This window comes from Niastella sp. OAS944 (assembly GCA_024809215.1).
Lineage (GTDB): Bacteria > Bacteroidota > Bacteroidia > Chitinophagales > Chitinophagaceae > Niastella.
This window is the reverse complement of sequence record JANUBW010000001.1, coordinates 783,180-803,397: the sequence shown is the minus strand read 5'-3', so window position 1 is coordinate 803,397 and position 20,218 is coordinate 783,180. Positions and strand designations below refer to the sequence as shown.

General features: G+C 41.0%; 13 protein-coding genes. 8 read left to right on the top strand and 5 right to left on the bottom strand.

Features of this window, described 5'->3' with window-relative positions; genetic code table 11:
• Positions 1-4: 4 nt before the first annotated feature.
• The 5 genes from GGD38_RS03145 to GGD38_RS03125 all read right to left on the bottom strand — a co-directional run bounded on the left by GGD38_RS03145 (position 5) and on the right by GGD38_RS03125 (position 7,515).
• Entirely contained in the window at positions 5-3,055 is a 3,051-nt protein-coding gene (locus GGD38_RS03145; RefSeq protein ID WP_375299483.1) for an efflux RND transporter permease subunit, read from the bottom strand.
• A gap of 11 nt (positions 3,056-3,066) precedes the next feature.
• On the bottom strand, positions 3,067-4,116 hold the full coding sequence (locus tag GGD38_RS03140; protein ID WP_375299484.1) for an efflux RND transporter periplasmic adaptor subunit: 1,050 nt from the start codon (positions 4,114-4,116) through the stop codon (positions 3,067-3,069).
• A 17-nt stretch (positions 4,117-4,133) separates the two neighbouring features.
• Positions 4,134-5,474: a TolC family protein gene (locus GGD38_RS03135; protein WP_375299485.1), complete on the bottom strand. Its 1,341-nt coding sequence runs from the start codon at positions 5,472-5,474 to the stop codon at positions 4,134-4,136.
• Between the two features lie 144 nt (positions 5,475-5,618).
• A complete protein-coding gene (locus GGD38_RS03130) occupies positions 5,619-6,275 on the bottom strand; it encodes a TetR/AcrR family transcriptional regulator (protein ID WP_375299486.1) in 657 nt (218 codons plus the stop codon).
• A 901-nt stretch (positions 6,276-7,176) separates the two neighbouring features.
• Complete coding sequence (locus GGD38_RS03125; RefSeq protein WP_375299487.1) at positions 7,177-7,515, bottom strand: hypothetical protein; 339 nt, start codon at positions 7,513-7,515, stop codon at positions 7,177-7,179.
• Between the two features lie 676 nt (positions 7,516-8,191).
• Between GGD38_RS03125 and GGD38_RS03120 the strand changes: the two genes are divergently transcribed.
• From GGD38_RS03120 to GGD38_RS03085, 8 genes are all read left to right on the top strand, one after another.
• A complete protein-coding gene (locus GGD38_RS03120) occupies positions 8,192-8,803 on the top strand; it encodes a fibronectin type III domain-containing protein (protein WP_375299488.1) in 612 nt (203 codons plus the stop codon).
• A gap of 250 nt (positions 8,804-9,053) precedes the next feature.
• Complete coding sequence (locus GGD38_RS03115; RefSeq protein WP_375299489.1) at positions 9,054-12,488, top strand: SusC/RagA family TonB-linked outer membrane protein; 3,435 nt, start codon at positions 9,054-9,056, stop codon at positions 12,486-12,488.
• A gap of 21 nt (positions 12,489-12,509) precedes the next feature.
• On the top strand, positions 12,510-13,940 hold the full coding sequence (locus tag GGD38_RS03110; RefSeq protein ID WP_375299490.1) for a RagB/SusD family nutrient uptake outer membrane protein: 1,431 nt from the start codon (positions 12,510-12,512) through the stop codon (positions 13,938-13,940).
• Between the two features lie 10 nt (positions 13,941-13,950).
• Positions 13,951-14,706: a DUF4843 domain-containing protein gene (locus GGD38_RS03105; protein ID WP_375299491.1), complete on the top strand. Its 756-nt coding sequence runs from the start codon at positions 13,951-13,953 to the stop codon at positions 14,704-14,706.
• Between the two features lie 23 nt (positions 14,707-14,729).
• A complete protein-coding gene (locus GGD38_RS03100) occupies positions 14,730-16,289 on the top strand; it encodes a PKD-like family lipoprotein (protein ID WP_375299492.1) in 1,560 nt (519 codons plus the stop codon).
• A gap of 119 nt (positions 16,290-16,408) precedes the next feature.
• Positions 16,409-17,569, top strand: a complete 1,161-nt coding sequence (locus GGD38_RS03095; protein ID WP_375303773.1) for a thioredoxin family protein — start codon at positions 16,409-16,411, stop codon at positions 17,567-17,569.
• A 370-nt stretch (positions 17,570-17,939) separates the two neighbouring features.
• Positions 17,940-18,500 carry an RNA polymerase sigma factor gene (locus tag GGD38_RS03090; RefSeq protein WP_375299495.1) on the top strand — a complete coding sequence of 187 codons (561 nt, stop codon included), beginning with the start codon at positions 17,940-17,942 and terminating at the stop codon, positions 18,498-18,500.
• Complete coding sequence (locus tag GGD38_RS03085) at positions 18,487-20,208, top strand: outer membrane beta-barrel protein (RefSeq protein ID WP_375299496.1); 1,722 nt, start codon at positions 18,487-18,489, stop codon at positions 20,206-20,208. Before GGD38_RS03090 ends, GGD38_RS03085 begins: the two co-directional genes overlap by 14 nt.
• Positions 20,209-20,218: the final 10 nt, after the last annotated feature.

Below are 20,218 nucleotides of genomic sequence, written 5' to 3'. Positions count from 1 at the left end.
ATGATTATATATTTTCAATGGAAGGCGGAATAAGCTTATACATTACCGGCGTTACAATTCTTGAAAGAATTGTTGAACTGATTAATCCACCAATCAACACAATCGCTAATGGAGAAATAAGTGGATTGGGATTCCAGGCAAGAGGAATTAATCCGCAAATAGCTGTTATGGACGTAAGCACAACCGGTAAAAAACGGGTTTCTCCTGCTATCTTAATGGCGCTATCAATGCTATGTCCTTCAGTTCGCAACTGGTTGGTGAAATCAACGAGTAACAGCGAGTTCTTGACTTGTATGCCAGACAAGCCAATGAAACCAATAATAGAAACCATTGACATCGGATGGCCGGTGATCAATAGCATTACCACACCTCCCAGAATTCCTAATGGAATAATAGATAATACAATGATGATACCTTTAAACGTTTTAAATTGTAGTAACAGAACTCCAATAAAAAGGAACGTACTTAACAGGATAACTGACAAAAAGTTTCCACCCAGTGTATCACCTTCCGATTCCGCTTCACCGGATAGCTTGTAATAGTAACCAGGCGGCATTTTAAGTTTGTTCAGTTGCGGAACAATATCCTTTAAAACATCATTTGCCAATACATTTTCTTTGGTAAGTGAGGTGACCTTTGCGAAACGCGATTTATTAAAATGATTTATTGCCGTAGGCGATTTTTCAAAAGAAATGATTGCAATCTGATTAACCAATACAGGAACACCTTGTATGTTGTTTACGTACAGATTTTTGAATGCATCTAAATTTGAAAATTTATCTTTGGGAAGTGTCAGTACAACATTGCGGGCATCGCCTCTGTCATCTATATAATCACCAACAGTTAATCCTGCTACCGCCATTCGAATTACCTTATCAACATCGCTTGTAAGCACACCCAATGTGCGGGCTTTTTCTTTGTTTATTTCTATTTTAACGTCAGACTTGTAGGTGTTTAATTCGTTATTGATGTAAATAGTACCTGGGTTGTTGCGTAAAATATCCTCCACTTTAAAGGAAAGCTTGCGCAGCGTGTCTGGGTCTTCACCAAAAACCCTTACAACTATGTTTGCTTCTATCGGGGGGCCTTGTTCAAAATCTTTAACTTCAATTTTAGCATAAGGAAAATCCTTAAACTTTTCTCTTAGCTGCTTTACTAACTCTACTTTAGAGGCAGGACTTGCCTCATCATCCATCTGTACAAAAATCTGGGCAAAGTCGGGCTTTACGTCCTGTTGATGTACATTATAATATATCTGGGGGTTGCCTTTACCAATATTGCTTGTATAATACACAATTTCTTTGTGTTGCTTCAATTCATTTTCTACGAGCTTGGTTACACGACCACTTTCAGGAATATCAGCCTGCAGCGGCATTTTGATATTGATAAGAAACATTGGCTTTTCAGAGGTTGGAAAGAGTTTGAATCCCGCTTTTGTAAATAAGAAAAAGGCGAGAGCACTAAGTATTAATGATATTCCAATGGTTATTTTAGGATATTTTAAAGCTCGTGGCATAATACCGCGATAACTGTAGGTGAGAAATTTTTGCAGTTGCTTCAGGAAAAAATTGCCTTCTCCATGTGTATGCGTTTTCAATATCCGGCTTCCCATGAAAGGAACAAGTGTTAAGGCCACAATCATTGATGCCAATACACTGGTGATAACAGCCATAGGCAGGCTGCGCATAAATTCACCGGCTGCGTCAGGCAGGAAAGCAAGTGGTAAGAACGCAATTACCAAAGTGGCTGTACATCCCACTACTGCAACACCTATCTGTTTTGTGCCTTTTAGAATAGCATCCATTCGTGAATGTCCTTCCCTTAGCCATCTTTCTATATTTTCCACAACTACAATACTATCATCCACTAACAATCCCAAAGCCACAACAAGTCCAACAATACTTAGCTGGTTTAATGAAAACCCTAATAAATTCATTGCGATAAGTCCTAATGCTAAAGAAAGCGGAATAGAGATCATCACAATGAGCGATGCCCTGAATCCTAATGGCAATAAGGTAATGACTACTAAAAGAATTGCTAAACCAAAATCAAATCCGAGATGTCCCAAACGTTGCGACACCATGGTAGCCTGGTCAAAAGTTTTGACCAGCTGAATATTAGCAGGCAATCCTTTGGAAAATTCATCCAATACCGGCAGAAATTCTCCCTGCACTTTCGCAATATTAACATCGTCTTTCATTGCAGCTGTAACCAGTACACAACGATGCCCGTTTACGCGTGTAATGTGGTTGACCATTTCGTTTTTATAACTTACTTCAGCCACATCTTTCAAATAAATAATTTTTCCGTTGGCATTGTAGATGACGGTATTGGCAACATCCTCAACGTTCTTAAGCTTGCCGCTGGTCTTTACATTAAAAATCTTGCTGTCCAGGTTGATGCTTCCACCAGGAATGTCTGCCGCTTCGCTTTGTAAACTGCCTGCAACTACGTTGAGCGGAATCTTCAGTTGCGCCAGTTTGTCCAATTGTATATCAACACGGATCTCCTGTTCGGGCATTCCGAAATATTTAACTTCTTTGAGGTTTGTTATTTTCTCCAGGCGGGTTTTTAGTATATCAGCCTGGTCTCTCAACAATTTATCGGAAGCGATATCCGAAACCAATGCAATCTGTAAAATTTTTACATCGGAAGAAGAGATCTTTTCTGTTTTGATCAGGTAGATATCCTTGGGAAGTTCACTGTTTTTCAAAGCATTTATCTCTGTAGATATTTCCTGGTACTTATTGTTAATATCAACACCATATTTGAATTTCACCTGGATCGCTGCCACACCATCTTCAACTGTGGTAAGCATTTTGTCAATATTTTCCAGCCCGTAAATTTTGTTTTCAATGGGCTTGGCCACTTGCTCTTCCATGTCTTTAGGACTTGTGCCCGGATATATTACAGTTATGAGATACTCCGGTGGATGTATAGTTGGATCTTCCGAACGGGGCATTGTAAACAAAGTGAGTACACCAACCACTGCAAACAGCAGGAATATAATGAGGGTGAACTGATAGTTTTTAACGGCAAAGTTTGTGATCTTCATATCTGTTAGTATTACCGGATGATTTTTATTGTAGATTTTTCGTTGAGATAGGCGCTATTAGAAATAACGATCTCGTTTATCCCATCAAGTCCTTCTTTTAAATACACCTGTTGATTGTCAACCTTTGCAATAGTTACCGGAATTTTCCTGACCTTATTGGCCCCGTCAAGTGTAAATACGAATGCCTTGTCGCCATCGGCTTCTACCAGGGAACCGTATGGGATCACCTTTACAGTTTCGTCATAATTGGTAGCTATTTCCGCCTTGCCAAACATGCCCACTGCTGGTTTTATATCCTTTAATTTCAATTTCAATTCTATTTGAAAGGAGCCAAGTGAACGGTCTGCCGTTTGTGACTTCCGAAACACGAAAGCTTCAATTTTTTTATCTGCATATCCATCCAGGGTTACTGTGGCGGTTTGCCCCGGGCTTATGAGTGCCCACTCGCGGTCGGTTACACCAACTTTAAGTAGATAATTATTGTTTCGTTGCGTTTCGTTAATAGCAAGCACCGGCATACCGGGCGCTATTACTTCTCCTTCGCTGGCGAGTTTCTGGCTTACAAAACCATCAGAAGCGGCATATATTTTCGAATAATGTTCATTAAAGGCAACAGCCTCCTTTGCTTTTTGAGCAATATCCAGGGCTGTCTTGGTATTTTGCAACTGCTCTAATGTAAAAACGCTGTCTTTGTAAAGATTAGCTGCCCGTTCATAATCACGCTGTGCCTTCTCTACATTTAAACTGGACTGCGTTACGCCAGCAGCAATTTCTGTTGAATTGAGTGTAGCGAGCAGCTGACCTTTTCGAAAAAACTGACCTTCTTCTACCAAAACACGGCTAATTACGCCGCCTATCTTGAATGAATATTTGGCTTCGTTTTCTGTGCTTACCAGTCCTGTAGCATTTATCTTTTTGGGTAATGCCAATGCAGATACGGAAGAGATCTTTACGGGGATAACATCTGCTACTTCAAAGGCTATTTTTGCCTTCTCATCATGCTTGCAGGAATATAAAAACAATATTGCTGCGGCAAGGGGGAGTAATTGTATCTTTTTCATTATTGTTCTTTTTTTGTTTATTGAATGATGAAACTTGCATTGGCGCGTTCTATTTCTGCCTGCTTTACAAATATGTCGTAGCGTGAAATATTTGCCTGAAGTTGGGCAGATACGAGTTGGTTTTGTGCATCCAGCAGTTCTATGTACAATGCAATGCCCTCTTTGTACAGCCGCAATTCATCATTATAGTATTTTTCAGAAGAAGCCACTTGTGAAACAGCGGAATTGTAATTTATAAGCGCGGTGTTGAATGAATTAGTAGCCATGCTAACCTGTAATCTCAGTTGCTGTTCGATATTGCTTGTCTGCGATGCAATCACTTTAGCATCCGCCTCCACCTGTTTTACTTTGTATTTATTTTTGCCTCCTGAAAAAATATCCCAGCCAAGTGAAATCCCGAAGAAATAATAAGGCGATTTGTCATTTACTTTAAAATCAAAAGCCTGCGACCCTAAATCAAGAAAGGAATTTAGTTTTGGTATTTTGTAGGAATTTGCCAGACCAATAAGGTTCTTATTGATTGCGGCTGCTGTATTTAACTTTAATAATTCTTCTCTTTTATTTACAGCAGTATCATCTGCAACATGTGGGTCAGGAATATTAGTTATTGAATCAATAAGTATGGGAGTGGTCAGCGGTTGGTTGATTAAAAAATTAAAAAAATTTCTGGCATTATCACGGTTTATCATGGCAGTGTTCAGTTGTGCAGTAATCTTTGTTACTTCATTATTGCTTCTTACTACTGCCGTGCGGTTTACTTTTTGGTTATTAAAAAGAGAAGTGTTTATCCTTTCGTTTTCTTTTGCCAGTGCAAGGGCATTTTCATAAATACCGATGGCTGTCGTTGCCTGTAAATAATTATAATAAGCAACTTTGATTTCTTTTACAAGCTCCCGTTTGTAGATGTCTGTTTCTATCTTTTGCAGATCATACTGCTGTTTTTTTATTTTTTTATTGTAAGCTATTTCTGCATTGATGATCGGATAAGTGGTATGTAGTTTTACATCGTAAAAATTATTTGGGTTCAGCAGTACACTTTGGTTTTGTACTTGTGGAAAATTATTAGTAGCTGTAAGTTGGTTAAGCGTTTTGTAAACGGGATTCATTAAATCTCCCACCGGAATATCCACAGTGCGTCCGCCGCCTGCAAGGGTATAGGTTCCATTAAACTCAACATTGGGGAGAAATAATGATTTAGCTTCTTTTAAAGCCCATAGGCTTTTATCAAGTAAAAATTGATGCTGGTGGATTGTTTCATTATTACTCAGACCCGCGTTGATATACTGCTCCAGGTGTGTTTGTGCGTAAGCGCTTCCAACGCATAATAATAGTAAAAGAAATGCGAGAAATTTTTTCATGATTTTGATTTTAATGAACCATATAAATTAAATGAACAATGTTCATTTGGAATGCAAAGAAAATGATTAGAATTGTTACATGATTTTGCTTTTAATGAACTGTGTAAACTAAATGAACAATGTTCATTATTTAGGCAAAAAAAATTATAGATTACTTATGATTATTAAAAACTCATCGTACGCATCTGTTACGATATTTTCAGGGTTTTTAATATTCACGTTTTTCGTACGGGAACCTATTTCCAGGCTGCACATGCCATGTATACAACTCCATATCAGAAAACACAACGGTTCCAGTTTATGCCCTTTAAAATGCCCATTATCCATACACTGTTGTACGGTAGTCTTTAACAAATCAAAGCTTGCTTTCCCTTCATCCCACTCATCTTTTTGGATTGTTTCCAGGAACTCCATAGGTGCTTTAAGGGTAAACATCAGATCGTACATTTCCGGGTTATCCAGGCCAAAACTGATATACACTTTGCCCATTGCCTTTAGCCGTTCCATTGGGTCTTTTACATTAATTAATACTTTCAACTGGCCACGGAGGTCAACGAAACTCTGTGTGTGCAGCGCATGGAGTATTTCATTCTTATCCCTGAAATAAACATATACTGTACCGATGCTGTAGTCTATTGAATCGGCGATATTTCTGATAGTTGTTTGTCCGATGCCTTTTTCAACAAACAACTTACGGGCAGCTTTTAAAATAAGCGCCCTCAGTTCTTCCTTCTCTCTTGCTTTTCTTTCTGTAGTACCCATAAAATCAATTTCAGTACAAAGAAAATGAACAATGTTCATTTTTCAAAATAAATTTTATTTTGCTTTTGACATTTGTAGTTGATTAATGTTGGTTGCTGAGTTTTTTAAGATGGAGACGATAAGAATTGCGTCAGCCGGGGTGTGGGTTGAGCCAATTGCGTGTCTGAACACCATTCAGAGGGTGACAAAAATAAACAAGCAGTATTTCGGCTGCCATGTCCAATTGGGTCGGGCCGGCTGGACAAGTGGACTCAAAATGATTCGATTTTCGTTCAGGACGGAAACAGGAGATGAAAAACAGATCAGGCATTGCGAATCAGTACTTTGTTTGCGCATATGTTCGGCAAGTTTGGCCTTTAATTTCCGGATTATTTCTTTTATTCGTTTCGCACTGAAATACGTTTTTTAGTTTGGCATGGCAAATAAGTTTGTATGATACGAGGTTGCATCGGTAAAGGTGCAATCTCTTATTGTTTTTGGAGAGATAGTTTAAAATAGGTGCCTTATAATTTATTTTTTCCCTTTTTAGATTATTTTTTGAATAGTTAGATTAAAATAAGGATCAGTTAGTATAGAAATGGCGCCAGTTAGTTTTAAATAGAAAAAGTTAGTTTAAAAAATTGGCCAGTTAGTATAAAACAGGTATTAATTAGATTAGAATATGGTGCTGTTAGTCTTAAATAGCTAAAACTTAAATTATTTTCTCTCAACATAGATTAAATTCAGGTGCTTTTGATATAAGATCGGAGATAGTAGGTTTATGTTACATCATTCATAGGTAGTCTTTGTAATTGTTAATGCAGAACCGTGACATTGTTAGAATAAAACCGGCGCCAGTAAATTTAGAATGAGGAAATGTTGGTATAAATTTCAGAAACCTAACTCTTTTGCTTACATTTTAATTTGAATGGATTTTCTTAGACGTATTGGTCAATTAGCCTTAGGTTAACAGATTCAGTGCCTGACGCACATCGTCTAAAGGAATGCCAGTATGGTTACAAAATTCTGTTACCGAAACCTTTTGCCTGGGCTTTTTTCCAAGTGCTGCCCGGATTTCCTTCATGATTGCAGAAGCTGTGCCTCTTTTTCTATTGATGACAATCATTACATACTTGATCTCCATTACTGTTATTGGTATCCGCTTGTACATGGGAAGTATACCTTCTTCTTGCAAGCGTCTATGTTCTGCAACTCTTTTTCGTATACTCTTAACTATTTCATTGATCCTTTTTTCACTGAAATAACTTTTTACATTGGTGGCTTCTTCTTTTGCTGGCATGGCAAATGAGTTTGTATGATGTGTTGTGCCAATAGCGGCGGTGATGTACAAATCAGGTTGCCTTTCAGGGTTTTTTTTATTGTATAGTACCTAATATACAACTTAAATGAATAGATGTAACGCGGGTAGGCAGTTTATTGATAATGATCATTTGTTTGTTGCCGTTATAGTTTAATTGGAATGTGTGTTATTGTACACGAAGTTGTGTTTTTATCTTAAAAATGGCACTAAATATATGATGATCGTCAGTTTTTTGAACAAGTAAATATACAATTATGTACGATTTTGTTCAATAATGTTCAATTTTGAAAGCCCCCTGATTGAAACTGCATTTTCTCCCCATATCTTTGTTATGAACAAATGAACAACATGTATAACCGAAAAGATGTGTACTGGCAATTGATAAAGTTCATTATCGTTCCCGCTCCACAACACAACTAGCAACTTGCAATTGGAAACCGTTGCAGCTGCAAACCGGAGAACCGGAAACCAGGATGCGATGGCGCGAAATGTCTTTCTCTTGTAAATAGTACGATGTATTCAACAACTGAGGTATTCAATGCCTTCATTTGTAACGCACTTTATTGGCCAATAAACGCGTACGGCTTTGGTTTGCCCACGACTCATCGGGGCAGGTAGCAGGTATTTATTTTTTTCACCATTAAAACGTAAACAAATGGCAGATAGAATTACATACGGTCATAAATTATTCGGTCATAGTGAACTGATCACTTTCGGGTACCGAATTACCGGAATAATAAAGTCAAGTTCCAATTTTCCCGACGCGCCTGCGGAAATTGCTGAACTGGAAAAAACACTTCCTGAGTACCAGGATGTGCACAGTAAAGGAAATAAAGGCGATAAAGTAACGAGTTTCAAATTAAAGGCTTTCCGGGCCAAAACACTCGGTTTATTAGCTGCGCTGGCCGAATACGTAACCGCAAAAGCTAATGGCGACCCTGTAATAATGGCCAGCAGCGGTTTTGAAATGAACAAGGCAAGAGGTTCAAGATTTATGAAGCCCATTGAACAACTCAATGTAATCATTGAAAAACCAAATGAAGCAGTTACCCAGGTTAAAAGAGTGGCCGGCGCCAAAGCGTATGCTCACCAGTATACAACAGATCCGCTCACAAGCGAAAGTATATGGGTGACTAAGATTACAACCAGCCCCAGTTACACCTTTACCGGTCTAAAATCGAGAGAGAAGTACTGGTTCCAGGTGATAGCTGTTGGAGTAAATGACCGGCAAACGGCTGCAACTCCGGTTTCAAAGGTTATTCAATAGATCAGTGAATAACAAACATATCGCAATTGATCATCAGCCCCGACGGTAAACCGTCGGGGTCGTTTTTTATACGTGTTAAATATTTTTTAAAAAAACTTTCCTCCCCATGGGGTAAAAATTTTCAGCACCTCGTTTTCTCAGTAAGGACCCAATGCATTGACCTGCCATAATTAGCCTTTGAATGTGAACGCCATGAAGAACAAGCCATTAAACCGGTAACCAAACTAGTCTATCTTTTAACTTGATCTAAATGAGAAAATTACACCTGTTATTTGTGGCGGCATTGCTATGCAATGATATGGTCATTGCCCAGGATACCGACGCCGGCAGCTCAACCACCAAGTCACCCGTAAGCCGTTACTCAGAGCCGCTTACAACCGTGCTGAAAAAAATTCACCAGCAATACAATATCAACTGTTTGTATGAAGAAAAGGTAGTGAGTGGTAAGTATATATTATTTACCAGGGAAATGCAGAAGGAGAAAGATCCCGAACGGTTGTTACACAACCTGCTGACGCCACTCAACCTCGATGTGGTTAAACTCGATGATAAGAACTACAGCATCATCTCACTTAAAAAAAATGTAGTTACAGTTACACCGGTTGAAAATATTTCTTCTTCATTGCCGGTATCTCAAATAGTAACACCAGTTGCTGCTTACACAAATTACAAACCCGCTGCGGCGCCCGCCGACACCATTATAAGAGGCCGTATTGTTGATGAAAAGGGCGAGCCTTTGGCTGGTACTTCGGTAATGATAAAAGGATCTAAAATAGGTACAACTACCGATAAGGTTGGGATGTTCACCATGAAAGTTTCTTCAAATGCGAAGACATTGATCATTGAGCATGTTGGTTTTAAAAGCGCTGAAGTACCTATCGATATACATAACTCCCTAACCATAAAAATGGCCATCTCGAACAAGGCCATGGATGATGTAATAGTGACCGGTTTGTATACCCGTAAAGTAGAAAGCTTTACGGGGGCTGCTTCTGTTTTTACCGGTGCACAATTGAAAACAATCGGTAACCAAAACATCATTCAAAGTTTAAAAACACTCGATCCCGCTTTTCTTGTAATAGACAATAATTTGCTGGGTTCAAACCCCAACGCATTGCCTAATCTTGAGATCAGGGGAAAGACAAGTGTGGTAGGTATTAGGGATGCCAATGCACAGGACCCCAACCAACCATTGTTCATACTAGATGGATTTGAAACAGACTTACGCACGGTGCTTGATCTTGATATGAACAGGGTGGCCAATGTTACCATTCTGAAAGATGCAGCCTCTACTGCCCTGTACGGCTCGCGCGCATCGAATGGAGTGGTAGTAATTGAAACAAAAAGACCGAAAGAAGGTAAGCTAAACCTTGCGTTTACTTATGATAATACGATCTCAATGCCAGATCTGCATGACTACAATTTAATGAATGCAGCGGAGAAACTGGAGTTCGAGCGCCTGTCGGGAAAGTATATCTCACTTCCAGCTAATGTATACACTCCATCGACGCAGGTTGCCCTCGATAAACAATACAATGAAAAATTGAATAATGTATTGAGCGGGGTTAATACCTACTGGATGAATGAGCCCTTGCAGGTTGGCTGGAACAACAATTTCTCGCTATATGTTGATGGTGGCGATAGGAACGTTACATATGGAATAGGCGCCAAATATGGAAAGGTGAATGGGGTAATGAAGGGGTCGGGCCGTAATGTGGGCAACGCCAATATTGATCTTGCGTACAGGAACAGGCTGTTTAATATAACGAGTAAGTTTTTCATGTCAACATACACGGCCAATGAATCAACTTATGGTTCATTCTCTAATTTTTCCCGGGCTAACCCATATTATCCCAAATCGGATGAATTTAAGTACCTGGAGCAAACTTTTAATCAGGCAGGTGATACCAATTGGGTCATAAATCCATTGTATGAGGCCGCGCTTGGTAATACGAATGAAGAAAAAAACATCAGCTTGCGTGAGCAACTAGCTATGAGCTATATGCCGATGCCTACACTCAAAGTTGAAGCACGCGGTTCGTTCACGAAAACAACAACCGAATCGGAAATATTTACTTCACCCAGAAGTTACCTGTTCGATAACGAAGAAGTTACAAAACGAGGATCGTACAAACATGCACGCAAAGATTATTTTGTTTATGAAACCTACTTACAGGCCAGTTATGGAAAGATATTTAACAAGATACATGAGCTGAATATAGTGCCCGGTTTCAAGGTGGGGGCCAGAAAGACCATCAATGATAATTATACCGCTATTGGTTTTGCCGACGGTATCATCACTTCTCCGGCATTTGCTTCTGCTTATCCAACAACCGGTAAACCTGCTTACTCAAGAGAAATTATTCGTGAAGTAAGCGCCTTTGTAAATGCGCATTACGGGTTTAGATCAAAATACCTCGCCGATTTCAACTACCGCAAAGACGGGTCATCTATATTTGGCGCGAACCGCCGCTATACCGATACCTGGACGGTTGGCCTGGCCTGGAACCTGCATAACGAAAGGTTGTTCGCACAATATCCCTGGTTCAACCAATTCAAAATACGGACCAGCATCGGAAACCCGGGCAACCAGAATTTTACAGGAGACAACTCCTACACTTCATTCAATTATAATACTGATATCATTAACCGTTTTGGCGTGGGTGCGCTGGTCGACAAATGGGGCAATCCCAATCTGAAATGGCAAAAGACGCTTGAGAAAAATATTGGCGCCGACATCAGCATGTTCAAAAACAAGTTGTCAATAAAGGTAAGCTGGTATAATAAGGTAACAGACCCACTGGTAGTTACTGTTAACAATTCGGCTTCTACCGGTGATACACTCTTTACTACCAACATGGGTACACAGATCACAAAGGGCTTCGAGTTTCAGGCATCTACTGCTATTATCAATATTCCCAACAAACGTATTTACTGGCGTTTTAATGTTCAGGGTACTACAATTAAAGCCAGGTACGACAAATTTGGCCCCAAGCTAAACGATCTGAACAAGCAGAACGAGGCCAATAAGAGCCTGGAACGGTATTTCGATGGGGGCAGTCCCGAAGACCTGTGGGCGGTTCGTTCATTGGGAATCGATCCTGCAATTGGGAAGGAAGTATTTCTTACCAAAGCCGGTGAACCCAGTTTTGTTTACAACCCCGATGATGTTGTAGTGGTGGGTAACTCAAGACCCGATGTGGTGGGCGTAATAGGCACCAGCTTTCAATATGGCGGCCTTTCTGTGAACCTGAATATGCGTTATAGCCTTGGCGGTGATCAGTTCAATGATGCGCTGTTCAACAAAGTAGAGAACATTACCACTGACGGTTTAATGCAAAACCAGGATAGAAGAGCGTTGTACGATCGTTGGAAAAAGCCAGGCGATAATACTTCTTTCAAGAGAATTCAGTTGAATGATGGCTGGTTAGGATTAGGCCAGTCTGCTGCAGACCCAACGGTTCCTTCCTCACGCTTTGTGCAAAGAGACAATTTCATTACCGGAGAATCTATCAATGTAAGCTATCAGTTGAATAACGAATGGATATCAAAATTCGGCTTGAGCAATATGACGGTTTCAGGATATATGAATGATATTTTCCGGATTGCTTCCATCAAGGATGAGCGCGGCATCGATTACCCGTTTGCACGTAGTGTGTCTTTTTCCCTGAGAGCGAATTTCTAACATAACCAGAATTACCAAACAATGAAACAAGCAACATATATTATATTGATAGCAGTATTTGCCGGGCTGGGTTCCTGTAAAAAATTCCTGGATGTTAAACCGGAAGACAGTGTGGAGGAGGAGATCTTATATAGTTCGCAAGCAGGTTTCCAAACAAACCTGAACGGAATTTATCTGGCCCTTGCCGACAAGGACCTGTATGGCGGCCAATTGACCATGGAAATGGTAGATGTGCTGGCTCAGCGGTATAATTGTATTTCAGCAACCCCCACGAGTAAATACAATGCGCTGGCTGCGTACGATTATTCGGCATTAAAAGTACAACCCAAAATAACCGCCGTGTGGAATGGGTTATACCGACTCATTGCCAACGTAAATAACCTTCTTGAAAAAGCTGATGAACATAAAGAACTGTTTAGCGGGATTAACTATGAATTGATAAAAGGCGAAGCGTTGGCGTTGAGGGCCTTCCTGCATTTTGATGTATTACGCCTGTTCGGGCCACTTTATAAGGTTGACTCAACAACTTCAAAACGCATTCCCTATTATACTTCCAGAACAACCACCGCTGGTGATTATTTAACAGGATTGGAAGTGATCAATAAGATTGTTGCCGATCTTAAAGAAGCCGAAGATTATCTTAAAGCAGATCCCATCATTACCAATGGTACCAGTGGCAATAGCTCAGCCCTGTTCACTACGGCGCGGCATCTGCGAATGAACTACTATGCAGTAAAATTATTGCAGGCCCGCGTTAATTTGTATGCTAACAGAAAGGTAGACGCACTCGATGCGGCCAAAGTAGTGATTGAAAAGCAGCCTGCATGGTTTCGTTTTATTACTTCCGATGAAGTGAAAGCGCCCAAAAAACCAGACCGTATTTTCTCTTCTGAACTGGTATTTGCTGCTCAGGACATTGACCTTTATTCAAAATATGAGGATTATTTCATACCTACACAGGTAGATTCGAATTTTCTGGCGCCGGTTCAAACCAAACTCGACAAGGTATATGAAGCAAGTGAAAATGATTACCGGTATCTTGCTCAAACCTGGGTTGTGCCCTCAGACGGGGCAAAATCAGTTAAGTGTTTTTATAAATATGCCCCTATAACTGATACTGCCAGCCGAAAATATTCCATTCCATTAATGCGGGTTACCGAGGCATACCTGATCGCAGCAGAGGCTTCAACAGTTACAGCCGACAAATTTCAATACCTGAATACGGTGCGGGCTGCGCGGAACCTTACGGCCCTTGCAACTACCGTAAACTTCGCCACGGAGCTTACCAAGGAATATCAAAAGGAGTTTTTTGGGGAGGGACAATTATTCTACTACTATAAGCGGAATAACACTGCAAAGATCGAAAATGGATCTGTAACCGGAAATATCGACATGAATCCAAGCACGTATTGCCTTCCACTGCCCCGTAGCGAAACCTCTTCACGCAACTAAACTACCAGCAATGAAAAAAATAATTTATTACCTGTACATAGCAGCGAGTGCTTTGGTGCTGTACTCCTGTGAAAAAAATATACCTGGTTATTCGGGTGAAAGTAATATCTATTTCAGCAATACTGCTGATTCAAGTAAAATAACCTTCGCATATGATATGACGGGCAAAAAAGATAGTATCATTCAGGTGAAGGTGTTATCGTCGGGGCCTGTTGCGTCTGTCGACAGAGAATTTAAAGTAAAGTTTTTTAAGTATGACACCTTTTTGATGGCCAGACCGGATACTGATTTTGTATTGCCTGACAATAATTTTGTTATAAAGGCCGGACAGGTATCTGCCTTGCTTACATTTAAACTTTTGCGTACGCCAGAAATGTTGAAAAAGACATTTTACATTAACATGTTGCTGGAGCCAAATGAAAATTTCAACACTAATTACTCCTGGGATTGGGTCAATTTAACCAATAAAACAACACGTCAGGTGCTGATGTATACCATCAGGTTCGATGATGTGCTGGCGCAACCCAAGGCCTGGATCACAGGATCATTGGGGACCTTTAGCCGAAAAAAGATATATGCACTATGCGCATTTTTTGATCTTGAGCTTCCCATTTGGAACATAACAGGCGCTGGTGGTATTGCTGCAGGTACTATGATCAACTATGGCAAGATTTTTCAACGTTATCTCAATGATGAAAGGGACAACGGCAATGTCATACTTGACGAAGATGGCTCACCCATGGTGATGGGCCCCAATTCACAATAATCTTAATCAGTTAAAAAAGCACAATGAATCATCGTTTTAAATATATAAAGGCATATATACTGTGCGCATTGATCTGTGTAGCCGTAAGCAGCTGTTTCAAAGACAAAGGAAATTACAATTACAACGAGATAACAACGGTAAGCATTGATTCCTTTGGCAACAAGGCTGCATACTATTTAGATTCTTTGATCATATCGCCTAAAATAAACGTATCGCCAGACCCTGCCCTTTTAGATGATACCAGCAGGTATTCTTTTTTGTGGACTGCAGCCGTTAGCAACCGCGTAGCAGCAAAGGGTGATGTACCCCTTCTTACTCTGGGCACCAGTAAAAACCTTAGGATAAAGCTTACCATGCGTCCGGAAAAGTATACCCTTTATTTCAAAATTTTAGATAAGCTGACCAGCAATGTTTACTATATGCAATGCATCCTTAATGTTGCCACAACTACCCAGGAAGGCTGGTTGCTGTTAACTGATGTCAATAATGAGGCGCGGTTAGACATGGTATCTTTTTTACCAGCCCCATTATCGGATACGTTGATTTTGACTAATCTGCTGAAAAATAACAATATGCCAACAGTGCATGGGCCAAGGGATATTGCTTATACGGCTGCTAACCAGGGCAACTGGGTTTACTTTACCGGCGTTGATGGCGGCCACAAACTGGATGCGGATGTTTTTTACTGGCAGTCTAACTATAATTTGAAATACGAATGTCTTTTTGAATACGGCGCCAATTTTACGCCGGGTTATGTACGCAATTCCGATGGCGGCGGCAGCTACCTGTTATACTATGGAAATAATTTTTATTATCAGAATCAGGTGCTGGCGGCAGGGTACGGATTACCACTTAACCGGGTAGCCGGAGAAAACTTTGATTTTAATGCCTCGCCATATATTGGTAAACCCATTCCTATGAGTAATCCAGGCGTTATTTTCGATCGTACAAAAGGACGATTTTTAAGGCTGAATATTAATCTTAATGGTTCAACGAGCTGTGTGGAGTTTCCGCAATTACCCATCACTGATCCTAACTATAAATTCAATTACAAAACAACTATGGAGCTGAAGTTTATGGTTACCAACCAGAACAGCTTAATTACATATGCTGTTTTGAAAGACCCGGCCACCCAAAAGGTGTGGGTTTATAGCATGACGGTCACCTCAACTGGCGTTGTACAAAACTTTGCCAAAGAAATATCAGGAACTGATATTCAAAATGCTGAACAATTTGCCGTTAGCCCCGAGTTTGGTTACCTGTTTTACAATGTTGGCGGCAAAGTATATGAAGTTGACTACGATAACCCCTCTGTTAGTAAACTGGCTATTGATCTGGGTAATAAGAAAATCACACTATTAAAATTTCACCAGTTCATATTGTATTCGCTTGAAAAATATTCGGCTATAGCAAAACGATTGCTGGTTGCCACTTATGATCCATCATTACCGGCAGAAAGTTGTGGTACGCTTAATCAGTATAGCGTACCCGGCCTGGTAGGTACACCCGTTTTAACAGGTTCATGGCCTGGCGTGGGTAAGATCGTTAGCTTAACATATCGTGAAAGACCCAAAGATCAGTAATGGTCCTTAACGCAGCAGAACTTTTGTTTTTATATATTTTCTCATGTGACCCCTATGCATCTCTAAAACCCACCACGGCAAACGCCGGGTGGGTTTACCTACACCTATGAATGAATGATATGAACCGCCTTGTTGTTTTGATATGGTTATGCTGCTGTTCCTTTGCAGTTTCTTTTGCCCAGGATGCAAAAGGCCTGCCCCTTGCATCTTCCTGGAACAACCTGCTTAAACGTGCTGCCGACAATAACAAACCCATCTTTATACATGTATCTGCACAATGGTGCGCCTTCTGCGTTAAGATGGATAAAGAAACCTTTGCCGATCAGGAAGTTCTCTCCGGCCTCTCTCAATATTTCATTGCCGCCGCCGCCGATGTCGATAGTGGCACCCTGGGCCGTTTCATTGCCATGAAATATGCCATCCGCTCATTTCCCGCCTATCTTGTTCTAAACAGCAATGGATACCTGCTTATGCAGGACTTTGGTTTTAAAAAGAAAGAAGACTTCTTTACACTTATACAACAGGCCCGAAAAGCGGCCACACATCCGGTTACAAAAGGTTATTCAAATCAGTTGGAACCGAATTTGTACCAAACATTTTACAAGGACATGTATGAACCCAATAAAAAACATTATTGTCCTGAAGAAGTGGCTGCCTTCCTCAATACCCAACAAGATCTTTTCACTGAATCCAACTGGGTAATTATGTCGGTTTGCAAACTTACGCCGGCCTACAATGATCTCTTTATAAGTAAAATTGAAAAATATGCCGGCCTGTATGGCTGGGTGCCGGTAAGGAAAAAGCTGTCGGCCGTATGCAATGATAAAATACTGGCTGCCGCCAAAACTGCCAATGAAAAAGAACTGCAATATATAATGGGTTTGGTGAAACAGTATTTTGAACCAGTTGAGGCCGAACCCGAGCTGGCCAAACATATGCAGACGTTCTACCTGAATTCGCATCAGTACACCAAATTATTACAGCTGCTTGAACATGGAACGGTTGCTGCAATACATGCCCCCATGTTTGTTTACAATATTACGGTGCAAAAAGATGTAGACGATGATGAGTTGTCGCGCGCCGAAACGCTTATGCGCACTCTGGTAGCGCAGGACGCCTCGTATAACAACCTCACCGTGCTTGCACATGTATTATACATTCGTAATAAAAGCACCGAAGCCCTTTCCATTACCGAAAAAGCCCTTGGGGTGCCCGATGTTTCTGATCCTTCTTTTGCGGAGGGGTTGAGGAGGAGTATTCTTGATATAGGGATCTTATAGTTGCCGGTTACCGGTTTCCTGTTGCCGGGGAATGCAAATACAGGTTGCAGGTTTCAGGGTAGTCCGATGAAAAACTGTTACCGGTTACCGGTTACCAGTTACCAGTTACCAGTTACCGGGAAATACAAATACAGGTTTCAGGTTTCAGGTTGCAAGGAATACAGGTTTCGGTTTAGGAAGCTTGCAATTAATTTTGTGACTCAACGTTGAAGGCCCTGTAACCTGAAACTTGTAACCTGTAACCCACTTCTTCATGCCAGTAACCATCTTACATAGAATGATTATTCTTTATATTACCTCCCTCTCCAATTATTTTTTGACCAGGTATGCAACGGAACAGATGCAGTAATTGTCAACCACAGTACAAGAAATGGATTATAACAGGCTGGTAAAAGATTGTTTGAAGGGGCTGCCGGAAGCCCAACGACAGCTCTACGAGCATTTTGCTGAGAGTATGTTAGGGGTGTGCTATCGCTATACCAAGTCTGTTACCGATGCAGAAGATGTTTTGCAGGAAGGGTTTATAAAAATATTCCGCAACCTGCACCAGTTTAAGTTTGAAGGAGAGCTGGGTGGCTGGATTCGCCGGATCATGGTGAATACAGCTTTAAACTATCTCAAAAAGAACAGCCGCTACCAAACCGAACTATCCTTTACAGAAACGACGCTGCACCCGGTGTCAGATGATAACCCGGAAGTGACATTGCAAGCCAAAGACCTGGCAGAACTTATTCGCCAATTACCGGCTGGTTATCAAACTGTATTTAACCTGCATGCTGTTGAAGGCTTTTCACATGTAGAAATCGGAAAAATGCTTGGTATTAACGAAGGAACTTCCCGGTCACAATATGCCCGTGCGCGAGCATTATTGATCAGCTGGTTAAAAAAAACAGGTGTTGAAATAAAAAAGGAATCGTATGTCCGACCATGATTTTGAGAAACAGGTACAGCAAAAGCTGGGTGAGCTCAAGCTTCGCCCTTCTGATGCCGTATGGATGGAGGTGGAGAAAAATATCCGCGATAAAAAACGCCGTCGCCGCTTTTTGTGGTTATGGAGCGCCGCCCTGCTGGTTACATTAACCACCAGCGGCATTATATTATATCATTATAATACCCGCCGTACAATCACCATTGGTGAAACCACGGCCCAAACAACACCGGGCACTTTACCATCTTCTGCCAATTCAATTTCAAATTCTAATACTAATTCAACAACCAATACTGTATCGCCTAATTCTACTAATACTCAAGCATCGATCGGCAATCGTGAATCGGCAATCGGCAATGAGCCTGGTGAAATACCACCTGCGGAAGCAACTGCATCTGCCGGCAATCGGTCCCGCCTGAAAGCGGAAGCAATCGGCAATGAATCCGGCAACGCAACAATGCCGAATAAAGTAGCGATCTTGCCAACCTCCCCCTCCACCGGAGAGCTTGTCCCGACTGGCCGGGAGGGCCGGGGGAAGGCCACTACCACTCCTTTAACCACAAGGAATAATATTACAACAACAATAAAGCATAACAATAAGAACAAAAAGAAAACATCACCGAAAACAGAAGAAGCTGGTGAGGTTCATCCTGTAGATCAGCTGGTTCTTACAGATGTTGAGCCTGCCTCGCAATCCGATGTGCTGAGCACAACCATTCCTGCACTGGCAGCCCATAATGTAGATTCCATTACCACCAATAAAGCTACCACTGAGCCATTCAACAATATATCATTGAATGCCCTGTTGCCCGATTCGGCTACAAGCGCCAATGCAATAGCAGCCATGCCCATTCAACGCAAAAAAGCTTCTGTATGGCATTGGGGGGTAAAAGCAGATGCAGGTTATTCCCGCATTTCAGTTAGTAAACTATTTCAGTTAAAAGGATTGCTGGGCACGCAAAAATCATATGCCGAAGACCTGGCAAACCGAAGCTACAGTACCCCCGCTGCTGGTAACAACCAGTTCCTGAATGTTGCGGCTGGGGTTACACCAGTAAAGGTGGCTTCTCCTATTCAACCTGATTTTTCAACTTCGTTTGGCGTATTTATACAACGTACTATATCGCCGCGGCTTAAAGTATCGGTTGGGTTAGAGTACTCCTATATGAGCGTAAATACCAATGTAGGTAAAGCATTCGATGCACCCATAACAGTTAATATAGGCGCCAATACGCTTAAAGTAGTTGACAAGTATTTTGAAAGTCCGGGTTATGTTGATACCCTCCGTGGCACCTATGCCAGTATTCAGGGGCAGGGCAACGGACTGGTATATTACAGTCAGAAAAAACGCTATCGCTTTCATTATATAGAAGTTCCTGTACTGCTGTACTGGCAAATAAATAAAGGCAGAAGAATGCCGCCGATTGTATTTGAAGGTGGTGTGTCTATTGGCCGCATGTTCTCGGCCGATGCATTGCATTACGAAGGCGTAAAAGGCGTTTATTATGAGGATAATAGTCTTTTCAATAAAACGCAATTCAACTTTGTTACCGGTTTAAGCGTAGGTCTGTTGCAAAAAAGCAAACACCCTATTTGGATTGGACCCGATCTTCGGTATTCTCTCAACGGTCTGGTTAAGAAAGATATTTCAAAAGGACAATATATTTGGTCTACCGGTATCAGCTTTAAAATGTTGCTGGGCCGACTGTAAATTATTTTCT

Bases quoted from the DNA above. Each gene is read 5' to 3' on its own strand.
- GGD38_RS03110 (WP_375299490.1), top strand. From the start codon at position 12,510: ATGAAACAAGCAACATATATTATATTGATAGCAGTATTTGCCGGGCTG.
- GGD38_RS03085 (WP_375299496.1), top strand. From the start codon at position 18,487: ATGTCCGACCATGATTTTGAGAAACAGGTACAGCAAAAGCTGGGTGAG.
- GGD38_RS03145 (WP_375299483.1), bottom strand. From the start codon at position 3,055: ATGAAGATCACAAACTTTGCCGTTAAAAACTATCAGTTCACCCTCATT.
- GGD38_RS03100 (WP_375299492.1), top strand. From the start codon at position 14,730: ATGAATCATCGTTTTAAATATATAAAGGCATATATACTGTGCGCATTG.
- GGD38_RS03095 (WP_375303773.1), top strand. From the start codon at position 16,409: ATGAACCGCCTTGTTGTTTTGATATGGTTATGCTGCTGTTCCTTTGCA.
- GGD38_RS03090 (WP_375299495.1), top strand. From the start codon at position 17,940: ATGGATTATAACAGGCTGGTAAAAGATTGTTTGAAGGGGCTGCCGGAA.
- GGD38_RS03120 (WP_375299488.1), top strand. From the start codon at position 8,192: ATGGCAGATAGAATTACATACGGTCATAAATTATTCGGTCATAGTGAA.
- GGD38_RS03115 (WP_375299489.1), top strand. From the start codon at position 9,054: ATGAGAAAATTACACCTGTTATTTGTGGCGGCATTGCTATGCAATGAT.
- GGD38_RS03130 (WP_375299486.1), bottom strand. From the start codon at position 6,275: ATGAACATTGTTCATTTTCTTTGTACTGAAATTGATTTTATGGGTACT.
- GGD38_RS03105 (WP_375299491.1), top strand. From the start codon at position 13,951: ATGAAAAAAATAATTTATTACCTGTACATAGCAGCGAGTGCTTTGGTG.
- GGD38_RS03140 (WP_375299484.1), bottom strand. From the start codon at position 4,116: ATGAAAAAGATACAATTACTCCCCCTTGCCGCAGCAATATTGTTTTTA.
- GGD38_RS03125 (WP_375299487.1), bottom strand. From the start codon at position 7,515: ATGCCAGCAAAAGAAGAAGCCACCAATGTAAAAAGTTATTTCAGTGAA.
- GGD38_RS03135 (WP_375299485.1), bottom strand. From the start codon at position 5,474: ATGAAAAAATTTCTCGCATTTCTTTTACTATTATTATGCGTTGGAAGC.